Genomic DNA, 21,748 nt, shown 5'->3' with positions numbered 1-21,748 from the left:
CTGTTCGTACCAACCCTGCCATGAATGACGCGCGACAGGCTGAATAAGCAATATCAATAAGCCATGCAGGATAAAGCCTTTGCCCGACAAAAACGAATTCATGGCGACAGGCAACGCTCGACAGAAGGCTGTGCCACCTATGGCCAGAAGCACTCGTGAATGGCTATGCTGCGCCGATGAACACCTCGCCCCCGATCCGCAACCCCTGTCCGCCCGGTGCTTGTATCTGCGAGCGCGAACGGCTGGACGCTCCCGATGCCGATCGGCGCATTCTGCGTCTTACCCGCGAAGAAGAAAAACGCCTGCTTGAGCGCCTGGAGCGTATCGAAAGCCTCGGCGACCTTGAGCGCATGCAAGGCAAGATTCACGAGCAACTGGGTATCAGCGTGGAGATCGCGCCGGGCTTCAATGAGGTGCGCACCATGCGCGGGATAAGCATCTTCATTCCCGAAAAGACCGGCCTGTGTCGCAAGACCCGCCAGTCGATTCCGGCGGCGATTCGCCGTGGTCTGGAAAAACGCCCGGAGATTGCCTGGGAACTGCTCAACGCCCATGACTTGTTGCGTGATGCCTGAGCTATGATGCCGGCTCATACCAATAAGGAAGAATTGTTGTGCCCCTCGAAATTCGCCCTGCCCGCCCCGACGACGCCAGCCAGATCCTTGCCTTCATCACTGAACTGGCCATCTATGAACGCGCACGCCATGAAGTGATTGCCACTGTCGAAGACATTCACCGTTCATTGTTCGCCGAAAATGCACCTGCCAAGGCCCTGATCTGTCTGCATGACGACAAGCCGGTAGGTTTTGCCGTCTATTTCTACAGTTACTCCACCTGGCTGGGCCGCAACGGTATCTACCTTGAAGACCTGTACGTGTCGCCAGAAAACCGCAGCATCGGTGCCGGGCGCGCCTTGTTGCGTCATATAGCCCGTGAAGCCGTTGCCAATCAGTGCGGCCGTTTCGAGTGGAGCGTGCTGGACTGGAATGAACCGGCCATCAAGTTCTACAAGGCATTGGGCGCGGCACCTCAGGACGAGTGGGTGCGCTATCGCATGGAAGGCGACGCGCTGCTGAGCTTTGCCAAGGGTGACGAATAACCTCGTTATCAAGCTGGAACCAGGCCCGACGCAATGTCGGGCTCTTCAATTGAATACCTGCCCGTTTCAGCAAGCGCTAGCAGTTTGTTGCAATCAATGCGGCGAATCGGCATCATTTGATAATAATTTTCATTAACTTTAGTGACATGACACCCTCCTCTCCCGATGCCCGGCGCCTGAGCGTGCGTAACCGTGTTCTGCAACAGTTGTTCGGCGACCATCATGGCTGGTTGCAGGAGCGACTGCGTGCGCGCCTGGGTTGTCATCACGATGCGGCGGACATGGCAGCCGAAACCTTCGCCCAGGTGGTCGCCCTGCCAGAGCCCCAAACCATTCGTGAACCACGGGCGCTGCTGACGACGATTGCCAAACGGCTGATCTTTGCATCCTGGCGACGGCGCGATCTGGAGCGCGCCTATCTGGAAGTATTGGCGCAGCAGCCTCAGGGCTACGAACCTTCTGCCGAAGAACAGGTACAGGCACTGGAAGCATTGAGCACTCTCGATCAGATACTGGATGGCCTGTCGCCCATAGGCCGCAGTGCCTTTCTGTATAGCCAGCTCGACGGCATGACCTATGCCGAAATCGGCCGTACTCTGGGCATCTCCGCGCCACGGGTTCATCAATACGTCGTCAAGGCATTGGGGCTTTGCTACCTGGCGCTGGAGCAACGATGAACAGCCAGCGACTGTCGCCTTCTGTCGCCGAAGCCATCGAGTGGCTGGCCCTGCAACGCTCCGGCAGCATCAGCAACACCCAACGTCAGCGCTTTCAGCAATGGCTACAGAGCAGCCAGGAAAACCGCGATGCCTGGGCTCAGCTTGAGCAGCGTGTCGGACAAGCATTCACCGGGCTTCCGCCATTGTCGCGCCAGGTCTTGAACCAGTCCGGGCAAACCCGTCGTCAATGGCTGCGCGGCGCATTGGGGCTGACCGGTTTGGGCATCGGCGGCTGGTGGCTGCAACGCAACGGGCTGCTGCCATGGAGTCGAGGGGATCTCTACACCGGGCTGGCAGAGCGTCGTCCTTTCTCTCTGGACGATGGCAGTCAGGTGCTGCTCAATGCCCGAAGTCGGGTCGACATGGCCTTCGATGACAGGCAGCGCACCCTCACTCTGCATGAAGGCGCACTCAGCATTCAGGTTGCCTCAGACCCGCAACGTCCCTTGGCCATTCGCACCGCCTTTGGCGAAGCCAGAGCATTGGGCACACGCTTCACGGTCAGCCTGCATGAGCACGGGACGCATGTCTGGGTGCAGGAGTCCCGCGTGCAACTCACGGCACCGGGCGGCGCGACTCACGTGCTGGGAGCGGGCCAGGGCGCGCGGCTGCATGGCGGACGCATTCACATTCTGGACCCTGGCCTGGCAAGCGAAAACGCCTGGAGAGATGGCTTGCTGGAAGCTCATGACCAGTCACTGGCCGATGTCATCGAAGCCTTGCGAGACTATCACCCCGGCCTGCTGCGCATCGAGCCGGATGCCGCAGCGCTGCGGGTCACAGGCGTCTTCACTCTGGACGACAGTGGCCAGACCTTGCGCTCGTTGCAGGAAGTGCTGCCGGTAAAAGTCGAGAAACACTTCGGCTGGTGGACGCAAATCAGCCTGCGCTGAAAAATATTTTCCACCCCCCCTTAATTTCAGAGCCGCTCGCGTCACATAGCTGGCATCGACTACCCAAACGGGAAATGCTGCCATGCACCGACCACTGCGCTTGACTCTGACACCGCTGGCATTTGCCCTGGCGTTCACCACCCTGGACAGCGCGGCCGATGGCTCGGCCCAGCCCTCGACCGCCCGCCAGCAACTCATGGAACTGGACCTGCCCGCCGGCCCTCTGGATGCAACCCTGACCAGTATCGCTCGCCAGAGCGGGCGCAACATTGCGTTTAACGCAACGCTGACTCGCGGCCTGACAGCCGCGCCATTACGCGGTCACTACAGTGTCGAACAGGCCGTGAGCGAGGTTCTGCGCGGTTTGCCCCTGCAATTGAGCATCACGCCCAGCGGCACCTTGAGCATCGAGCCACGCCCCGAGACTTCGGCCATGGAGCTTTCGGACATCAATGTAAGCGCTGCCAGCCATGCACAGGACGCCTGGGGGCCGGCTCACAGCTGGGTCGCGCAACGCAGCGCGACCGTGAGCAAGACCGACACTTCCCTGATGGAGATTCCCCAGTCGGTTTCGGTGATCACCCGTGAAGAAATGCAAGCGCGCAAGCACGACAGCCTCGCCGACGCACTCAACTACAACACCAGCGTGATCAGCCAGCCGAACGGCTACAGCCGCGTGGCCGACGACTACCGCATGCGTGGTTTCGATATCGGCCCGCGCACGGGCGGTGTGATGCGCGATGGCATGAAAATGCAAAGTACCCAGTTTGAAGGAGGCCAGGAACCTTACGGCCTTGAGCGTGTGGAAGTACTCAAGGGCGCGTCTTCGGTGCTGTACGGGCAACTGGCGCCCGGCGGGCTGATCAACGCCATCAGCAAGCGGCCGACACTCGATCCGCTGCATGAAATCAACCTGGAATACGGCAATCATGACCGGCAGCAACTCTCCACCGATCACAGCGGACGCCTCGATGAAGAAGGCCGTTTCAGCTATCGCCTCACAGCGCTGGTGCGCGACAGCGGCACCCAGTACGACGCCATCGACGATGACAAGCACTACATCGCCCCGGCACTGACCTGGCAGATCAACGACGACAGCCGCCTGACCCTGCTCGCCAGCCATCAGCGTACCCGGACCAGCCTGACGCCGCCCATGCGCTATGACATAACCACTTTCAGCTCGACCCCAGGCTACAAAGTGCCTTATGACCTGTTTGCGGGCGAGCCGGATTTCGACGACTACGATGGCACCTTGCAGACCTTCGGCTATCTGTTCGAGCAACGCCTGAATGACAACCTGCAACTGCGGCACGCGGCACGCTACTTCGAGTCGCGCACCGACTATGACTACATCACCCTGAACAACAGCCGGATCAGCGGCGCCAATCTGTCGAGCCTGTCGCGTACTTACAACTCACGCGAAGACATTGCCACCGGCTGGACCAGTGACAGCAGCCTGCAACTGGATCTGGAAAGCGGGCGCTGGAAACATACCCTGCTGGGCGGCCTGGACTACTACCGCAAGACCTACGACAGCCATCGTTTCAGCGGCAGCGCACCGGCGCTGGACCTTGCCAACCCGGTCTATGGCAACCTGCCAAACGTGAACCGCAACATCGACAGCGGCTCGGACCTGCACAGCCATCAGCTCGGCATTTATTTGCAGGAACAACTGAAACTCGATGATCGCTGGCTGCTGATGATCGGCATGCGACAGGACTGGGCCGACAACAGCACCCGCAACTACCGTGACAATTCGCGCAGCACCACTGACGACAGCAAGACTACTGGACGAATCGGGCTGGTCTATCTGGCCGAAAACGGTCTGGCGCCCTATATCAGCTATAGCCAGTCCTTCCTGCCTTCGTCCGGTACCGACGCCAATGGCGATGCCTTCCTGCCGACCGAGGGCGAGCAGTATGAAATCGGTATCCGCTACCAGCCTCCTGGCCGGGAGATGATGATCAGTGCTGCGGTCTACCAGTTGACCCAGAGCAACGTCATCACCTCGATTGCCGGCTCGGACTTCGACGAGCAGACCGGCAAGGAGCGCAGCACCGGTTTTGAAGTGGAAGCCAAGGCCCAGTTGACCCCGCAACTGGCCATGAACGCCGCCTATGCCTACACCGATGCCCATATCATCAAGGATAACGATGAGGTGCTCGAAGGCTCGCGTATCGAAGGCACGCCTTACCATAACGCTTCGTTGTGGCTGGATTATCGTTTCGACTCGATGGGCCTCAATGGCCTGTCGATTGGCAGCGGCGTGCGTTATGTCGGCACCACCCACACCTCGCCCAGCGTCACTGACCGCAAGATCCCGGCCTATACGCTGTTCGATGCCCGAATCAGCTATGACCTGGACGACAACTGGCAAGTCAGCGCCAAGGCACAGAACCTCACCAACGAGAAATACCTGTACTGCGCCAACTCATGCCGCTATGGCGATACCCGTAGTCTGGTGGGGGCTGTCAGTTATCGGTGGTGATCTCTTCGCGAATGAATTCGCTCCTACACGGGCTGCGTAGGAGCGAATTCATTCGCGAACCCCCTGACGCTCGACCCACATCAGCCATTGACGCTTTCCAGCTTCAATGATCTGATGCGCGCCAGTTTCAGGTGTCCCATGCCGCCGTGCATGGGATTAAACGGGAAGCCGGTGCGTCACTCCCAGTGATCAGTCCGGCGCTGCCCCCGCAACGGTAAGCGAGCGAAGCATTCGACAGACCACTGTGCCAAGGCATGGGAAGGTGAATGCTTCATGACCCTCGCAAGCCCGGAGACCGGCCTGCAACCTTGTTTGGCAAACCCGCGGTGGGCGGGCGCAGGCCGGTCTTCGCGGGCTTTTTGCGCCCGCGATTCCCTATGCGTTGTTCCCTCCGGGATTCATTCATTCCTGATTGGCTGGAATCGCATGTCCCGTTCTTCCCTGCTTCAATCCCTGGCGAATCGTTCGCTACAGATCAGCCTTCTCGCGCTCCCGTCCCATGCGTGGGCTGCTGACGAGCAAACCCTGGCACTGCCCTCGGTCGCAATCACTGGCAGCGCCGATACGCCAGTAACCGATCTGGCAACCCCGACGCCCACCGGTTCGCGCCTGAACCTCACGGCACTGGAAACCCCGGCCAGTACCAGCAGCCTCGACAGCCAGATCATCGAAAGCCGCAATAACCTCACCGTTCAGGATGCGGTCACCCGTTCGCCAGGCATCACCAGCATCGCAACGCCTGGCGATGGCAATACCGCGTTGTCCGCACGTGGTTTTACGGGGCATTCCTCGGTCATGACCCTGTTCGACGGCTCGCGCCTGTATACCGGCGCAGGTACTCAGACCTTCCCGGTTGACCCGTTCATGGTCGAGCGTATCGACGTGATCCGTGGCCCGGCTTCAGTACTTTATGGCGAAGGCGCTACCGGCGCCGTGATCAACGTGGTGCCGAAAAAACCTTTCGAGGGCGAGATCCGCAATCGCCTGCACCTGGGTTACGGTTCCAATGACCGTCAGCAACTGGGCCTCGACAGCGGCGGTTCGCTGAGCGACACCCTGAGCTATCGCCTCACGCTGAACCAGCTGGAAAGTAATGGCTGGGTCGATAACGGCAATTCCCGCAGCCTGGCCATGAGCGCAGCCCTGCGCTGGCAAGCCACCGATGACCTGAGCTTTACCCTCGCCCATGAACGTGGCGACAGCGAGCCGATGAACTACTTCGGCACACCGCTGATCAATGGCCACTACCGCGACAGCCTGCGCGACAAGAACTACAACCTGCGCAATGCCGTGCAACGCTACAACGATGAATGGACCCGCCTGAACACCGACTGGACCATCAACGATAACGTCAGCGCCAGCAACCAGCTCTACTACATCAAGAGCCGCCGCCACTGGCGCAACGCCGAAGTCTATAGCTGGAGCAGCGCTCAGGGTCAGTTGTTGCGTGGCGACTACCTGGAGATCAAGCACGACCAGGAGCAGATCGGCGACCGCCAGAGTTTCACATTCAACCATTCGCTGTTCGGCCTGGACAGCCGCACGGTGGTCGGAGCCGAATACAACAGGATTCGTTTCGACGTCGCCAACAATTCGCCTTACACCGATATCGGTGGTGACTTCATAGACCCATGGAATCCGGCATCCGGTGATTTCCAGAGCCAGTCACCCTTCCTGCCGCTGACCGAAAGCACCACGCGCACCTTTGCCCTGTTTGCCGAAAACCGCCTGCAACTGTCAGACCGCTGGTCCTTGGTGACTGGCATCCGCCGCGACCAGAACCACCTGGACCGCAACGCCCTGCGTACCGATACCCGTAGCGACCGAAGCCTCACCGGCGGTAACTGGCGCGCAGGCCTGGTGTTTGCCGTGACCGATCAACTGTCCCTGTATGGCCAGTACTCCACCAGTGAAGACGGCGTCAGCAACCTCATCAGCATGAACCCGACCCAGCAGCAGATGGACCTGACCGAAGCGAAACAGACCGAGTTCGGCCTCAAGCAACAGTTCTGGGATGGCAGTGGCGAATGGACCCTGGCGGCCTATCACATCGTCAAGAAAAAGCTCCTGGCCATCGACCCGGTGACCCGCCTGACACAACAGGTCGGCCAGCAGTCGTCCGACGGCCTGGAAGCTTCTCTGGAACTGGCACTTGCCAATAACTGGCACGTATCGGCCAACGCTGCGCTGGTACGTGCCGAGTACGACGATTTCGACGAAAGCGTTTCCGGGCAGGTCGTGTCCCGCGCCGGGAATCGCCCGACCGACGTCCCGCGCCGAACCGCCAATCTGTGGGTGAGCAAGGCACTGAACGAAGACCTGGATGCCGGCATGGGCCTGCGCTATGTGGATAAACGCTATGCCGACACCGCCAATACCACCTCGATACCGGGCTACACGGTGCTGGATGCCAACCTGGGCTGGAAGGTGCAGCGCGATGTGCGCCTTGGCTTGCAACTGAACAACCTGCTCGACCGACGCTACGCCGCGGCGCAGTACAACAATGGGCAACAATGGCTGATGGGCGAACCTCGCTCCTTCTTCGTCACGGCTGATTACAGCTTCTGATCCAGTTGGCGGCAGGCTTGCAACCTGTCGCCAGCATGCCTGGAAATCGAGCATGTCCACCCTGAATATCCATCGCCTGAACTGGGCACCGCCACATAGTCAGGGCAAACCCTGGCAACTTGAAGGCATCGACCTGCACATCGCACAAGGCGAGTTCGTCGGGCTGATCGGCCCCAATGGCAGCGGCAAGACCAGCCTGTTGCGTTGCGCCTACCGTTTCAACGAACCGGACAGCGGCTCGCTGCACCTCGACGGGCAGGATATCTGGCAACAGAAGCCCCGCTGGAGCGCTCAGCGCATGGCCGTGATGATGCAAGAGTTCCCGCAGGAGTTCGGCCTGACCGTACAGGATGTCGTGGCCATGGGGCGTACACCTCATCAGGGCTGGTTCGACGGCGAAAGCGCCGAAGACCTTGCCCTGATCGACAAGACCTTGAACCAGGTGGGCCTGCATGGGCTCAGCGGGCATTTGTTCGCATCCCTGTCGGGCGGCGAGAAACAGCGCGTATTGCTGGCCCGCGCACTGGTGCAACAACCTGGCCTGCTGATCCTCGACGAGCCCACCAACCATCTCGATCCCCGTTACCAACTGGAACTGCTGCACTATTTGCGGCAACTGAAACTCAGCACGCTGGCCAGCTTTCATGACCTGAATCTGGCTGCGGCTTTCTGTGACCGGTTGTATGTCATCGACCAGGGCCGGATCGTTGCCAGTGGCACGCCGACCGAGGTCCTGACCGAGCAACGGCTGCTGCACATATTTGGTGTCCACGCGCTGGTGGATACCCATCCACTGGCACCTCATCCACGCATTACCTGGATCAGCCCATCATGACCCGAGCCCTGGCCTGCCTGATGCTGCTTGCCGCCCTGCCCCTGGCCGCTGCCGCGGATAACTTCCCCCTGACCGTACAGAGTTGCGGGCGCGAGGTCACTTTCGAGCAACCGCCACAGCGGGCAGTCAGTCACGACATCAATCTGACCGGCATGCTGCTTGCCCTTGGCCTGCGACCACGCATGGTCGGTTACACCGGCATCACCGGCTGGAAAACCCTCGACCCGGCACTTCGCGAGGCTCTGGACGGCCTTCCCGAACTGGCAGAACGCTACCCGTCGGTGGAAAACCTGCTGGATGCCAATGCCGACTTTTTCTTTGCAGGCTGGAGTTACGGTATGCGCGTCGGTGGCCCGGTGACGCCGCAAACCCTGCAACCGCTCGGCATTTCCGTCTACGAGTTGAGCGAATCCTGTTCGCGAATCATGACCCGGCGCGAAGCCAGCCTGGACGATCTGTACCGCGACCTGCACAACCTGGGACGAATCTTCGACGTCAAGGAACGCGCCGATACGCTGATCGAGGCTCTGAAACAACGGGTTGCACAGGTCACGACCAGACTGAGCCAGGTCCGGCAACGCCCCCGTGTGTTCTTGTATGACAGAGGTGAAGACCGGCCCGCCACCTCAGGAAAACTGGGCATGCCTCAGGCCTTGATCACAGCGGCTGCGGGCCAGAACATCATGGACGATATCGCCGCCAGCTGGACTCAGGTCAACTGGGAGAGCGTGGTGGAACGCAACCCGCAGGTGATCGTGATCGTCGATTACGGCCCGACCTCCTGGCAGCACAAACGCGATTTCCTTTTGCAGAACGCAGCCTTGAGCAGTGTCGAAGCCATCCGCCAGAAACGATTCGTGGTGCTGCCCTATGTCGCCGTAACGCCTTCGGTCGATAACGCTGAAGCCATCGAAAAACTGGCCGAGGCGCTGCATCCCGAGCTGTTTGGCGGGAGCGAACTGTGAAACCGATACGCAGCGTGGCCGGTTATCGCTGGCTGATCGGCACTCTGTTCGTTCTGCTGGCGCTGTCGTGTCTGATATCCCTGGGCTTCGGTCCGGCACGGGTGCCGCTGGCCAAAGTACTGGGCATAGTTCTGCAACAAGCCGGAGTCGATGCCGTAGTGGACTGGAGCAAGGGTCAGACGCAAATCATCTGGCTGATCCGCGCACCACGGGTATTGCTCGGGGCGCTGGTGGGTGCAGGTCTCGCGCTGGTCGGTACGGCTCTGCAAGCGGTGACCCGCAATCCGCTGGCTGATCCGCACCTGTTGGGCGTCAGTTCCGGCGCTGCTCTTGGGGCTGTGGTCGCGGTGTTGTATCTGGGGGAATTCATTGGCGTATTCAGCCTGCCGCTGGCCGCCTTCATCGGCGCACTGGGCAGTATGTTGCTGGTACTGGCCATCGCCAGCCGGCAAGGACGCCTGGAAAGCGAGCGCCTGTTGCTGTCAGGGGTCGCGGTGTCATTCGTGCTGATGGCTCTGGTCAATCTGCTGCTCTACACCGGCGATCAGCATGCCGCCAACTCCGTGATGTTCTGGATGCTCGGCGGTCTGGGACTGGCGCGCTGGGAATTGCTATGGCTGCCGGGTGCCTGCGTACTGAGTGGCTTTGTCGTCCTGATGAGCCTGAGCCGCGCCCTCAATGCCTTGATGAGTGGCGAACAGACTGCCGTGAGCCTGGGTTTCAACACCCGACATGTACGCTGGCAGGTGTTCGTCAGCACCTCATTGCTGACCGGCGTGCTGGTCTCACTCTCCGGTGCCATCGGCTTCGTCGGCCTGATGCTGCCGCACATGGCGCGTCGTCTGGTCGGAGCCGAGCACCGCAGGCTGCTGCCGGTCAGCGCCCTGCTTGGGGCATTGTTCATGATCTGGGTGGACGTCGCGGCCCGCACCCTGATTGCGCCACAGGACCTGCCCATCGGTATCGCCACGGCGGCCATTGGCGGTGTGTTTTTCATATTGCTGATACGCCGATAGGGGTTGAGCAAACGCCCTCTCACCAGATCATGCGTTTCATGCTTCAATAGCCCGACAGCAGAGAACAGGCAGCTACCTCTGTTCAGATTTACTGAACAGAGGCCATGTGGTGTGCATGCGGGATTGTCCGCACAAGGTTGTGACCTTCATGAATACACGATTCGTTGAGACCTTCATCCTGTTGGCCCATGTGGGCAGTGTTCGTCAGGTTGCAAAGCAGATGCATACCACACCGGGCGCTATCTCCATGCGTGTGCGCAAGCTGGAAGCCGAACTGGGTCTTGTGCTCTTCAACTGGGACCACAAGACCCTTCAGATAACGCCTCAAGGCGCCAGCCTGCTACCTCATGCCGAGCGCCTGCTGGAAGCCACGCAGGCCTTTCAGCGTGCGGCCAGCTCTCCAGCAAAAGAGCAGGGCCGGATCCGGATTGCGGTAATCGAGACAGTCGTTCACACATTTCTACCGGACTTCATGAAACTCATGAGCCGGACAATGCCCGATGTCACCATCGACCTGTCCGTTGAACTGACTTCAAACTCGAAAGAGCAGTTGATGCGACGTGAAGTCGACCTGATCATCCGGGTCATTGCCGATGATGGCGATAATCCGTTTGCGATTACCAAACCGATTGCAGAGCTGCCCATTCATTGGGTTGCACGCCCACGTGCTGTGCCGACACGGGATATGGTGCGCAAAGTATTGAGCAAGCAAATGCTGACGCAAATGCGTGGCTCGGCCCCCTATGAGTCCGCAGTTACCATCGCGCACCAGTTGGCATCGGAGCACGGGGTATTGGCCAGTGAGCTGCGAATATCCGGTTCCCCTTCCCTGGCAGCGCTGGTATCGCTGGTGAAAGAAGGTGTCGGCGTAGCAATCATGCCGGGCATTCTGGTCAAGGACAGCCTGGAACATGGCGAACTGCAAGAACTCCCGCTTCCCAGCCCCCCCTCGTTCAAGATCGCTACATCCCATATGAAGAATGCGCCTGCGCTGGTATCAGGCGTCGCAGACATCGTGCACAAGGTCTGCCGTACTTACTGTAAACGCCAGGGGGAACACTGGATCATCAGCCATGGATAAAGTATCTGTTCAGTTAAATTGAACAGGCATGGCGATTATTGTTGGATAGACACTGCCTGCAAGCTGCTCAAAGAATGACTCCCCTACTTCGTAATGCTGGAGTCTTCACGATGAGCACGTCCTGGACCAACCCCGCCGAGTTTCGCGCAGCCGTCAGAGCTGGCCGTCATACCGGCCCCACCGCAGACGTCTGCCCCGGCTACACCCAGGGAAACCTGGCCATTCTGCCTCGTGAATACGCAGACGAGTTCTTGCGATTCGCCCGCCTCAACCCGAAGTCCTGCCCGATTATCGGGATGACCGAACCTGGAGACAGCCGGGTTCCTGAACTGGGCGGCGTGGACTTGATGGCCGACGTCCCGGCTTATTGCGTATTCCGCGACGGTGAACAGGTTGATGAAGTTTCGAGCCTGGAAGGGCTATGGAACGATGATCTGGTAGGTTTTGTCATTGGCTGCTCCTTTTCCTTTGAAGGCGCGCTTCTGGATGCAGGCATACCGATTCGCCACATCGAACAGGGCACCAATGTCCCGATGTACGTTTCCAATATTGCCAATGGCAAGGCAGGACGTTTCGGCGGAACCACCGTGGTCAGCATGCGTCCGATGACACCGGCACAGGCCATCCGGGCGGTGCAGGTCACCTCCCGCTTCCCGAGTGTCCATGGAGCGCCCGTCCACCTGGGTGATCCGTCCCAGATCGGCATCCGCGATGTCGATGCACCCGACTTCGGCGAACGCTCGATTATCCGCCCAGGCGAAATTCCGGTGTTCTGGGCTTGCGGCGTAACCCCTCAACAAGCGATCCGCAGCGCACGCCCCTCATTCGCCATCACTCACAAACCGGGGCATATGGTGGTGACCGATATACTCAATAGTCATCTCGCGGTGTTTTAAGAATGACGTACGTGTAGAAGGCAGCTTGCTGGCGATAGGGCCAGTTGCGGTTTGACAGCACCGCAGTAGAAGTAATGCCGATCACTTAAGATCCCAATCACTTGTGGGAGGGGCCTTGGCCGCGACGACCAGCATACAGGCAATACATTTTGAAGCGCCTGTCACACATACTGTCGCGGCCAAGGCCCCCTCCCACGGATTGCGAGCCCGGCCACCAGATCTTTGAAATCAGCCTCTTAGGTGTGCCACGAAGTTTTAGAGGATATCCAGCGGATAGGTCACGATCACGCGATGCTCATCGCTGTCACGCTGGGAAGCCACTTCGCTGCGCAGCGAGGCATGTCGCAGCTGGACGCCGAGTTTCTTCAGCGGGCCGGATTGCACCACGTAGCCCAGGGTCAGGTTGCGTTCCCATTCTTTCTGGTCGCCATTGACCGTGCGAATGTTCGAGCCGCTTTCGTACATGCCCATGAAGGTCAGGCCCGGAACGCCCACCTGAGCGAAGTCGTAGCCATAGCGAACCTGCCAGGTACTTTCGCCGGCACGCTGGAATTTGCCGATCATGGATTCGGTCATGAAGTACGCCGTAGAGCCATCGCCCTGGTTAAGCCATACAGCATCGCTGTCGCCGCTGACCTGCTGGAAACCCGCCGCAATGGTGTGGCCGCTGACCAGATAGGTGAACAGCGCGCTGGACAGGCGGCTGTCCACTTTGCCTTTCACCACACCTCCGCCGTAATAGCCGTTGGTGTAGAACGCCGGATCATTGCCGTTGGCGCCATCGGACTTGTTATCGAAATAACGCAGGTCGGAACGCAAGGTGCCAGGCCCGACGGCAATATCGTATTTCACGCCCAGGAAGTTCTGTTTGTAGAAGTCTTCCAGGTTGCCGTAGTAATACTGCAAGGTCAGGTCTTTAGTGGGTTTGTAATCGACGCCACCGTAATAGAACTTGTTGACGAACTCGCCAGTACGGGCGTTATTCGCGCCGGGAATGGACATGCCCATCTGGTTGCTCGACCCGCGACCTTTTACATGTTCCAGTTGACCCAATGTGAAGGTGAAGTTATCGATATCCTTGGACTGAACCTGGCCACCATTGAAAGTCTGTTGCAACATGCGATCGGTGGACATCACCACCGGCAACATCGGCACCAGCGTGCCGTAACGGAACTCGGTCTTGGAAACCAGTGCCTTGGCGGTCAGGCCAACACTGCCGAATTCATCGACGGCACGGCCATCGCCGTCGGTAGGGAACACGTTGCCGTTGAACGCTGAACTGGTCGGGTTGTAATGGCGGCCCTTGCCGGAGTCCAGACGAAAACCGGCCATGCCCAATGCGTCGACACCAAACCCTACAAGCCCCTGGGTATAACCGGAACGAAAATCGAGAATGAAACCCTGCCCCCACTCCTGGGTGTAGTTCGGGTTGTCCGCGCCGCTGCGGTTATCGGCATTACTGAAGAAGTTACGGGCCAGCACACTGGCCTTGCTGTCTTCTACAAAACCGGCACTGAATGCCTGTTGGGCCATGACCATACCGCAAATACCAGCCACCAGACGGGGCGAGCGATTGATAAGCTCCATCGAAATATCCTTTGCTGTAAGTAAGTGTTGTAAGCAGTCAGGAGTAGGCAGTTAAGTTTTATTGTTTTGAGGAGCAACGAGAGTCGGCGCGGTAACTAACTTGACCGCGGGCAAGCGATACAGGACCAGCAGCGCAATCACCCCAAGGCCTGCGCACATCAGCAGCCCGATCCCCACCGAGCGTGCCAATGCCTCACGGGCCAGTTCCAGCAGTTGCCAGGCTTCGCCCGAATCATCGGAAGTCGAGGTCAGCAACACTTGTGGATTGATATAACGGGCAATCGAACTTTCCTGGCCCGCCGCCAGAAACGCCCGGTTCAGATGGGTGACATACAGCAGGTTGACCAACACCCCCATGACCGCAGTGCCCAGCAGGCCGCCGACCAGCCGCAGTGACTGGATCAGGGCCGTGGCTATGCCCAGAAACTGCCGTTCTGCCAGGGTTTGCGTGAATACGGTCAAGTTGAGCAGGATGAACCCAAGCCCTCCCCCCGCCAGCAGGATCAGCATCAACAAGGTATTGAACGATGCACTGCGCCCTGCCAGCGCCAGGCCGGCACAAGCCAGCAGCAAGACAAGGAAACCGGCCAGCGGCAGCAGGTTCGGGTTGCTCAAGCGGGTCACGATGCGGCTGTTGACGATGGCACCCAAGGTGATGCTCAAGGCCAGTGGTGTAATCAGCAGACCGGCGTCTTTCGGGGAGTAGCCGTAACTGCCTTGCAGCAGCAGCGGCAGATAGAACAACAGGCTGAACATGATCGCCCCGGCCAGCACCGACAGTAGAAACAGTGTGCGCATGCTCGATACGGCGAACATCGCCGGTGGTAACAGCGCTGACGTGCAGCGCCGCTCCCAGAACCAGAGCGTCGCCCCGCAAATCAGGCAGATCAGGGCCAGGGATGCACTGAGCAAAGTGCTCGAATGCCCCATCCACTCAACACCCAATTGCAGGCTGCCCAGTGCGACCGCGATCAACAGCGCGCCGAACCAGTCCAGGCGAATGCCTTGGGTCTGCACAGGCCGGTAATACGGCAGGTAGCGCCAGGCGAAGAACAGCGCGATACAACCCAGCGGCAGGTTGAGATAGAACACCGAACGCCAGCCATAAGCCTCCGTCAGCAAACCACCCAGACCAGGGCCAATGGCGTTGACCACACTGAACAGCGCACTGAGCATCATCTGCCAGCGCAACCGTTGCCGGGTATCCGGGAACAGCTCGGGAATACAGGCGAATGCCGTACCGATCAGCATCCCTCCTCCGACACCCTGCAACGCCCGACCGATCACCAGCACCAGCATGTCGGTGGCCAGCGCACAGATCAGTGAAGCCAGGGTAAAGACGATGGTTGCCGCAATCACGAAGGGCTTGCGTCCGAAGTAATCGCCCAGCCGACCGAACACTGGAATGGTCACGATCGAGGTCAGCAGATAACCGGTGGCGACCCAGGCATAGAGTTCAAAGCCCTGCAGTTCGGCGACGATGCTGGGCAACGCATTGCCGATCACCGTCTGATCGAGCGCCGAGAGCATCAGCACCAGCGAGATGCCAAGCATCGCCAACAGCGCTTGCCTGAAGCTCAAGGCACTTACCTGAGTCGTCATCGGTACGCCTCAGACCAATGCTGCAACGGCAGTGGCGATTCGCGAGCAACCCTGTTCAAGGGTTTCCAGCGCCGTGGCAATGGACATGCGAAAGAACGGCGCCAGGCCATAGGCTGTACCGGCAACCACCGCCACGCCCTGGCTTTCCAGGAGGTACATCACCACGTCAGTGTCGGTTTCCAGAAGCTTGCCATCGGGCGCGCGCTTGCCGATCAAGGCCCCGCAGTTCACATAGAGATAGAACGCGCCGTCGGGCTTGAGGCAGCTCAGGCCGTCAATGGCATTGATCAGTTCCAGGCAGCGATCACGACGCTGCTGATAGACCTTCACGCTCTCTTTGACGAAAGACTGATCACCGTTCAAGGCTGCCACCGCAGCCGCCTGGCTGACAGAGCTGGCATTGCTGGTCGACTGCGACTGCAAGGTGGCCATGGCATTGATCACATCGGCAGGCCCGGCCGCATAGCCAATCCGCCAGCCGGTCATGGCGTAGGTCTTGGAGACGCCATTGATGACCAGCACCCGGTCACGCAAGTCAGGCTCGACGCACAGGATGTGCGCGTTATCCGAACCCTCGAAACGAATGTGCTCGTAGATGTCGTCGGTCATCAGCATCACATCGGGGAACTCCAGCAACACGTCAGCCAGCGCACGCAACTCCTGCGCGCTGTAGCTGGCCCCGGTCGGGTTGCTCGGCGAGTTGAGCAACAACCAGCGGGTACGCTCGGTGATCGCGCCACGCAACTGTTCGGCGGTGAGCTTGAAGCCGTTCTCTTCCGGGCAAGCCAGCGTCACCGGCTCGCCTTCACAGGCCAGCACCATGTCCGGGTAAGAGACCCAGTAAGGCGCAGGAATCAATACCTCATCGCCTGCGCCAAGGGTTGCGGCGAAGGCATTGAAGATGGCGCTCTTGGCTCCGCTGGTCACCACGATCTGCGAAGCCGGGTAATCCAGACTGTTTTCCCGGGCGAGTTTGGCGGCAATGGCCTGACGCAGCTCCAGTGTGCCGACGTTCGCCGTGTAGCGGGTTTCACCACGCTCGATGGCAGCGCTGGCAGCCTCGCGGATGTGTTTGGGGGTATCGAAGTCGGGCTCGCCGACGACCAGATTGATGATCGACTTGCCCTGACGACGCAGTTCGTTGGCACGGTCGGAAGCCGCGCTGCTTGGCGAAGGTTTGATGCGTTGCACGCGGGCGGCGATGCGGGAGGCGTTCAAGGTCGTAATCCTCGGAGGTGACATTCGAGGCTCTACGTTACGAGTCGGGATCGTTGAGCGGATAAGACCGTTTCGTTCTGGTTTGATAGGAAGTCCTTATGACCGCTTGCAGACCGGCAACGCACCAAAATGAAACAGCCTCGGGACTGTTGCGCCTCACGCAGGCAGAACCGGCTGCTGATCAGCACGCCATAGCAAAGGCTTATATATAGCGTCCGGCCTGCTGCGCGGCATGGCCTGTCTTTTGCTATGACCCATGGGATGTCAGCCCCAGCATGAGTCCGTCTCTTGAATCTCCGTCGTCTGAAATATTTCGTGAAAATCGTCGACATCGGCAGCCTGACCCAGGCCGCCGATGTCCTGCACATTGCGCAGCCCGCCCTCAGCCAGCAGTTGGCGACCCTGGAAGCCGAGCTGCATCAGCAATTGTTGATCCGCACCAAACGCGGCGTGACGCCCACCGAGGCGGGCAAGGTGTTGTACGGTCATGCGCAGCACATTCTGCGTCAGTGCGAGCAGGCCATCAGTGATGTGAACGACACCGGCCACGCCTTGTCCGGCCAGGTTTCGGTCGGGCTGGCACCGGGCACGGCAGCGTCCACCCTCGCCCTGCCGCTGCTGCGCCGGGTTCGCGAGCGCTATCCGGGGATTCTGCTGTACCTCAATGAAAACTTCGGCACCACCCTCAGCGAACTGATCATGAATGGCCGCATGGACATGGCAGTCTTGTATGGCGGGCGCGAAGTGCATGGCCTGAGCTTCGTCCCCCTGCTGCGGGAAAACCTGTATCTGGTCAGCGCAGACGAACACCTGGACGAACGTGATGAAATAGCCCTGGCAGAACTCGCAACCATGGAGATGCTGCTGCCGCGCCCCTACAACATCATGCGCAAACTGGTAGACGAAGCGTTTCTGGGCATCAGCCTCAGCGCCCGAGTGGTGGCTGAAGTGGAGTCCTCGGCAACCCTGACTGCCGCCGTGGCCGAGCGCTTCGGCTCGACGATTCTTCCCGAGTCGGCCGCCAAGGTGCTCGTTGCCGCCACAGGTGCGCGCATGTTGCGCATTATCGAACCCGGCATTCAGGCACCGTTGGCGTTGTGTCTGTCCGGTCACCTGCCATTGTCGGTGCCTGCTCAGGCAGTGAAAGCCATCCTCCTGGAACTGGTGGCAGAACTGCGTAACCAGACCGAGCCCGGGTCATAAGCGAGCCTTATCACCCCACAGCCAAACCGTCTTGGCGGTCCTGCGCGGCCCTCGTTAGATTGAAATTCATTCAATACGGCAAGCGGCATAGGTAAAGGCAAGGGTATGGATCAAGAACGTATCAAGGCACTGATCGGGTTACTGGCAGAGTCCGACCTGATCGAGCTCAGCCTGACGGAAGGTGACAGCACCCTGCGTCTGTTCAAGGAAGCCACGGGCAATGTCGTTCAGGCACCTTCGATATCCGCCAGGGCGGCAATCGGCAAGACAGCCAGCGTATCGGCACCGGCCATGAAGGCCACCGCTCCTGCGCCCGCCAAAGGCGAGATCAAGGCCAGCCTCTACGGCGTCTTGCACCTGACCCCGGCAGTGGGTGAAGCGCCCTTTGTACAGGTCGGCGATAGCGTGGAAGCAGGACAGACTCTGGCGATCATTGAAGCCATGAAAATGTTCCATCCGCTCAAGGCCAGTCGCTCAGGCATCGTCGAAGCGATTCTGGTGGACGGTGGCACGGAAGTCGAAGCCGGCCAACCCTTGTTCCGTATCGGTTGACCCCGACGCACATTTTTCAGGTATCTCGAATGTTCGATAAAGTGCTGATCGCCAACCGTGGCGAAATTGCCCTGCGTATCCAGCGCGCTTGCCGTGGCCTGGGTCTGAAAACCGTCGCGGTCTACTCCGAAGCCGACCGTCATGCGCAGTACGTCACCCAGGCCGATGAAGCGCTGTGCATCGGCCCTGCCGCGCCCACCCAGAGTTATCTAAATCAGGCGGCCCTGCTCTTCGCCGCCAAGGTCAGTGGCGCACAGGCCATTCATCCCGGTTATGGCTTTCTGTCGGAAAACGCCACCTTTGCCGAACGTATCGAGGCGGCCGGCATGACCTTTATCGGCCCCAGCGCCGAGTGCATTCGCACCATGGGCGACAAGGTTTCCGCCAAGCGGGCCATGCGTGAAGCCGGTGTGCCTTGCGTACCGGGGCCGGACTCAAGCATGTCCAGCGACCCGCAAAGCATTCTCGCCGTCGCCCGGGAAATCGGTTATCCGGTGATCGTCAAAGCCGCTGGCGGTGGCGGCGGTCGTGGCATGCGCGTGGTGCAGCAGGAACCGGAACTGCTGGAAGCGATTGCCCTGACCCGTGAAGAAGCGCGTCTAGCGTTCGGCAATCCCGAACTCTATATCGAGAAGTTCCTCGGCCATCCTCGCCACGTCGAAATTCAGGTGCTGTGCGATGCCTACGGCAATGCCGTGTGGCTCGGCAGCCGCGACTGCTCCTTGCAGCGTCGCCATCAAAAGGTGCTTGAAGAAGCCCCGGCGCCCGGCATCGACCCGCAATTGATTGCCCATGTGGGCGAGCGCTGCGTCAAGGCCTGCCAGCAGATCGGCTATCGCGGCGTCGGCACCTTCGAGTTCCTTTATGAAGACGGCCAGTTCTTCTTCATCGAAATGAACACCCGCTTACAAGTCGAGCATCCCGTCACCGAGATGACCACTGGCATCGATATCGTCCAGCAGCAGTTGCGCATGGCCCGAGGTGAGCGCCTGGAGTTGCGTCAGGCCGATATCGTAGCCCAGGGCCATTCACTGGAATGCCGGATCAACGCCGAAGACCCGCTCAGTTTCATGCCCACTCCAGGGCAAGTCACCCGCTGGGAAGTGCCGGGCGGTTTTGGCGTCAGGGTCGATTCCCATGTCACCACCGGCTACCGCGTACCGCCCTACTACGACTCCATGGTCGCCAAGGTCATCAGCCACGGTGCCACTCGGGAAGAAGCCATGGCCCGCATGCGTCTGGCCCTCAGCGAGCTTCATGTGGAAGGCATTTCCACCAATATTCCCCTGCACCGGGAAATCCTCGACGACCCGGCATTCTGCGCAAGTGGCGTCGATATTCATCACCTGGAGCACTGGCTGCAACAACGGAGCCCACAATGAGCATCGCGCACACGGACACAGGTCCGACCATCAGCCTCCTGGGCACCACAGCCCTGTTGTTTGAAGCACCGGGCAGCCTCGATCTTGCCCCGCAACAACGCATCTGGGCCATGGCTCGCGTGACCGCACAGTGGCCGGAAATCAGCGAATCGGTGCCGGGCATGAACAACCTGATGCTGACCTTCAGCACCCCGCCACGGCACTTGAGTGCCCTGACCGAACGCCTGCTGGAAGCCTGGCAAACCTGCGAGCCGCTGCCGTTGGAAGGCCGCATCATTGAATTGCCGGTGACCTACGGCGGCGAACACGGCCCGCACATGAGCGACGTGATTGCCCATACCGGGCTGGACATCGAAACCATCGCCCACCTGCACAGCGAGCCGCTGTATCCGGTCTATGCCTTGGGCAGCCACCCTGGTTACTGCTATCTGGGCGGCATGGACCCACGCATTGCCACACCACGGCGCAAGGTTCCTGTGCTCAGCATCGGCGCTGGCGCGGTGTCCATCGGCGGCATACAGACCGGCGTTTCCGCGTCTGCCGGCCCCAGCGGCTGGAACACCATTGGCCGTACCGAAATGTCTTTCTTCGACCCCGAGCAATCGCCACCAGCACTCTTGCAGCCGGGCGACCTGCTGCGCTTTCGCATCGAGAGGATCATTCGATGATCGAGATTCTATCCGCCACCGCCCTGGCCACTGTCCAGGATCTGGGCCGCATTGGCAGCCTGGGTTACGGCGTCGGCACGTCCGGGTCCATGGACACACTGGCCGTGGCGACCGGCAATATTCTGCTGGGCAATGCCGATGACGCAGCGGCCATCGAGATTCCGGTGTTCCCTTTCGAGGTCCGCCTGCTGGAAGACTGCGCCTTTGCCGTGACCGGCGCAGCCTGTGCCTTGAGCCTGGACGGCGTCGCCTTCCCGCCGAACTGGGTGATGCAGGGCCATAAGGGCCAGACGCTGCTCATCGACCACCCCACGGCAGGTTGCCGCGCCTATCTGTGTCTGGCTGGCGGCGTCGATGTGCCGGTGGTGCTCAACTCGCGAAGCACTCAACTGCGAGGCGAGTTCGGCGGTTTTCAGGGCCGTGCCTTGCAGCAAGGCGACCGTTTGCATGCCTGCTCGCCGGGCATCAGCACGCGGGCCACGGATTTCGGTGTACTCAACCCTGCCCATGCCTTGCCGTTGAGCGTGGACGGCGTACCCGCCATGCGCGTTCTGCCTGCGGCGGAATACCAGGCATTCAAGGCGGATTCCCGAGCGTCATTCTGGAGCGACGACTGGAAGATCACATCCCAGAGCAATCGTTATGGCTATCGCCTTGAGGGCACGCCGGTCTTGCCCGAGCACGCCATGGAAGTGCGCTCCCACGGCATCGTACCGGGCGTGATTCAGGTACCTCACGGCGGCCAGCCGATCATCCAGATGCGTGATGCACAGCCCAGTGGCGGCTACCCGAAGTTCGGCACGGTGATCGAAGCCGATCTGTGGCGTCTGGGCCAGGCAGCCATCGGCAGCCGGATTCGTTTTATCGAATGCAGTTACGACGAGGCCCTGGATGCCCTTGAGCAGAATCAGGCCTATCTCGCCGAAGTGCGACGTCTTGTGACCCTGCATGACCTGGCCCGGCGCTGAGGAAATGA

At 60.1% G+C, this 21,748-nt stretch carries 19 protein-coding genes and 1 riboswitch; of the genes, 16 read left to right on the top strand and 3 right to left on the bottom strand.

Annotated features, from left to right (window positions below; genetic code table 11):
* Window positions 1–176: 176 nt before the first annotated feature.
* The 11 genes from ACODS3_RS13300 to ACODS3_RS13250 all read left to right on the top strand — a co-directional run bounded on the left by ACODS3_RS13300 (window position 177) and on the right by ACODS3_RS13250 (window position 12,560).
* Complete coding sequence (locus ACODS3_RS13300; RefSeq protein WP_201005436.1) at window positions 177–575, top strand: hypothetical protein; 399 nt, start codon at window positions 177–179, stop codon at window positions 573–575.
* 38 nt (window positions 576–613) lie between these two features.
* Complete coding sequence (locus ACODS3_RS13295; RefSeq protein ID WP_201005271.1) at window positions 614–1,099, top strand: GNAT family N-acetyltransferase; 486 nt, start codon at window positions 614–616, stop codon at window positions 1,097–1,099.
* Between the two features lie 146 nt (window positions 1,100–1,245).
* Window positions 1,246–1,776, top strand: coding sequence for a sigma-70 family RNA polymerase sigma factor (locus tag ACODS3_RS13290; protein ID WP_201005272.1), 531 nt, complete (start codon window positions 1,246–1,248; stop codon window positions 1,774–1,776).
* On the top strand, window positions 1,773–2,711 hold the full coding sequence (locus tag ACODS3_RS13285) for a FecR family protein (RefSeq protein ID WP_489034680.1): 939 nt from the start codon (window positions 1,773–1,775) through the stop codon (window positions 2,709–2,711). The genes ACODS3_RS13290 and ACODS3_RS13285 overlap by 4 nt, the downstream gene beginning before the upstream one ends.
* Before the next feature lie 82 nt (window positions 2,712–2,793).
* Complete coding sequence (locus tag ACODS3_RS13280) at window positions 2,794–5,199, top strand: TonB-dependent siderophore receptor (RefSeq protein WP_489034678.1); 2,406 nt, start codon at window positions 2,794–2,796, stop codon at window positions 5,197–5,199.
* A gap of 112 nt (window positions 5,200–5,311) precedes the next feature.
* A riboswitch (cobalamin riboswitch) is annotated at window positions 5,312–5,517 on the top strand.
* 108 nt (window positions 5,518–5,625) lie between these two features.
* A complete protein-coding gene (locus ACODS3_RS13275; protein WP_489034676.1) occupies window positions 5,626–7,767 on the top strand; it encodes a TonB-dependent receptor in 2,142 nt (713 codons plus the stop codon).
* 52 nt (window positions 7,768–7,819) lie between these two features.
* Window positions 7,820–8,602 carry an ABC transporter ATP-binding protein gene (locus ACODS3_RS13270; protein ID WP_304575087.1) on the top strand — a complete coding sequence of 261 codons (783 nt, stop codon included), beginning with the start codon at window positions 7,820–7,822 and terminating at the stop codon, window positions 8,600–8,602.
* Window positions 8,596–9,567 (top strand): ABC transporter substrate-binding protein, encoded by a 972-nt coding sequence (locus ACODS3_RS13265; RefSeq protein ID WP_489034735.1) that lies wholly within the window; start codon window positions 8,596–8,598, stop codon window positions 9,565–9,567. Before ACODS3_RS13270 ends, ACODS3_RS13265 begins: the two co-directional genes overlap by 7 nt.
* A gap of 14 nt (window positions 9,568–9,581) precedes the next feature.
* A complete protein-coding gene (locus ACODS3_RS13260) occupies window positions 9,582–10,583 on the top strand; it encodes a FecCD family ABC transporter permease (protein ID WP_201019230.1) in 1,002 nt (333 codons plus the stop codon).
* A gap of 148 nt (window positions 10,584–10,731) precedes the next feature.
* Window positions 10,732–11,664 carry a LysR family transcriptional regulator gene (locus ACODS3_RS13255; protein WP_489034674.1) on the top strand — a complete coding sequence of 311 codons (933 nt, stop codon included), beginning with the start codon at window positions 10,732–10,734 and terminating at the stop codon, window positions 11,662–11,664.
* A 110-nt stretch (window positions 11,665–11,774) separates the two neighbouring features.
* On the top strand, window positions 11,775–12,560 hold the full coding sequence (locus ACODS3_RS13250; protein WP_489034672.1) for a putative hydro-lyase: 786 nt from the start codon (window positions 11,775–11,777) through the stop codon (window positions 12,558–12,560).
* Window positions 12,561–12,815: 255 nt separating this feature from the next.
* On the opposite strand, the gene ACODS3_RS13245 is transcribed toward ACODS3_RS13250, so the two are convergent.
* From ACODS3_RS13245 to ACODS3_RS13235, 3 genes are read right to left on the bottom strand one after another with little or no spacing between them, the layout of a single operon-like run.
* Window positions 12,816–14,147 carry an OprD family porin gene (locus tag ACODS3_RS13245; protein WP_201019181.1) on the bottom strand — a complete coding sequence of 444 codons (1,332 nt, stop codon included), beginning with the start codon at window positions 14,145–14,147 and terminating at the stop codon, window positions 12,816–12,818.
* 51 nt (window positions 14,148–14,198) lie between these two features.
* The gene (locus ACODS3_RS13240) at window positions 14,199–15,749 is read right to left on the bottom strand and encodes an MFS transporter (RefSeq protein ID WP_489034670.1); all 1,551 of its coding nucleotides are present in this window, start codon (window positions 15,747–15,749) and stop codon (window positions 14,199–14,201) included.
* A 9-nt stretch (window positions 15,750–15,758) separates the two neighbouring features.
* Window positions 15,759–16,967 (bottom strand): aspartate transaminase, encoded by a 1,209-nt coding sequence (locus ACODS3_RS13235; protein WP_201019179.1) that lies wholly within the window; start codon window positions 16,965–16,967, stop codon window positions 15,759–15,761.
* A 288-nt stretch (window positions 16,968–17,255) separates the two neighbouring features.
* On the opposite strand from ACODS3_RS13235, the gene nac reads away from it, so the two are divergent.
* The 5 genes from nac (at window position 17,256) to ACODS3_RS13210 (ending at window position 21,740) form a co-directional block, all read left to right on the top strand.
* Window positions 17,256–18,170 (top strand): nitrogen assimilation transcriptional regulator NAC, encoded by a 915-nt coding sequence (gene nac, locus ACODS3_RS13230; protein ID WP_201019178.1) that lies wholly within the window; start codon window positions 17,256–17,258, stop codon window positions 18,168–18,170.
* A 105-nt stretch (window positions 18,171–18,275) separates the two neighbouring features.
* Entirely contained in the window at window positions 18,276–18,722 is a 447-nt protein-coding gene (locus ACODS3_RS13225) for an acetyl-CoA carboxylase biotin carboxyl carrier protein (RefSeq protein WP_201019177.1), read from the top strand.
* 29 nt (window positions 18,723–18,751) lie between these two features.
* Complete coding sequence (accC, locus tag ACODS3_RS13220) at window positions 18,752–20,104, top strand: acetyl-CoA carboxylase biotin carboxylase subunit (RefSeq protein WP_489034667.1); 1,353 nt, start codon at window positions 18,752–18,754, stop codon at window positions 20,102–20,104.
* Entirely contained in the window at window positions 20,101–20,772 is a 672-nt protein-coding gene (pxpB, locus tag ACODS3_RS13215) for a 5-oxoprolinase subunit PxpB (protein WP_201019175.1), read from the top strand. Before accC ends, pxpB begins: the two co-directional genes overlap by 4 nt.
* On the top strand, window positions 20,769–21,740 hold the full coding sequence (locus ACODS3_RS13210) for a 5-oxoprolinase subunit C family protein (RefSeq protein WP_489034665.1): 972 nt from the start codon (window positions 20,769–20,771) through the stop codon (window positions 21,738–21,740). Before pxpB ends, ACODS3_RS13210 begins: the two co-directional genes overlap by 4 nt.
* Window positions 21,741–21,748: the final 8 nt, after the last annotated feature.

The organism is Pseudomonas sp. FG43 (assembly GCF_057809175.1).
This window is presented reverse-complemented; position numbering and strand designations above follow the sequence as displayed.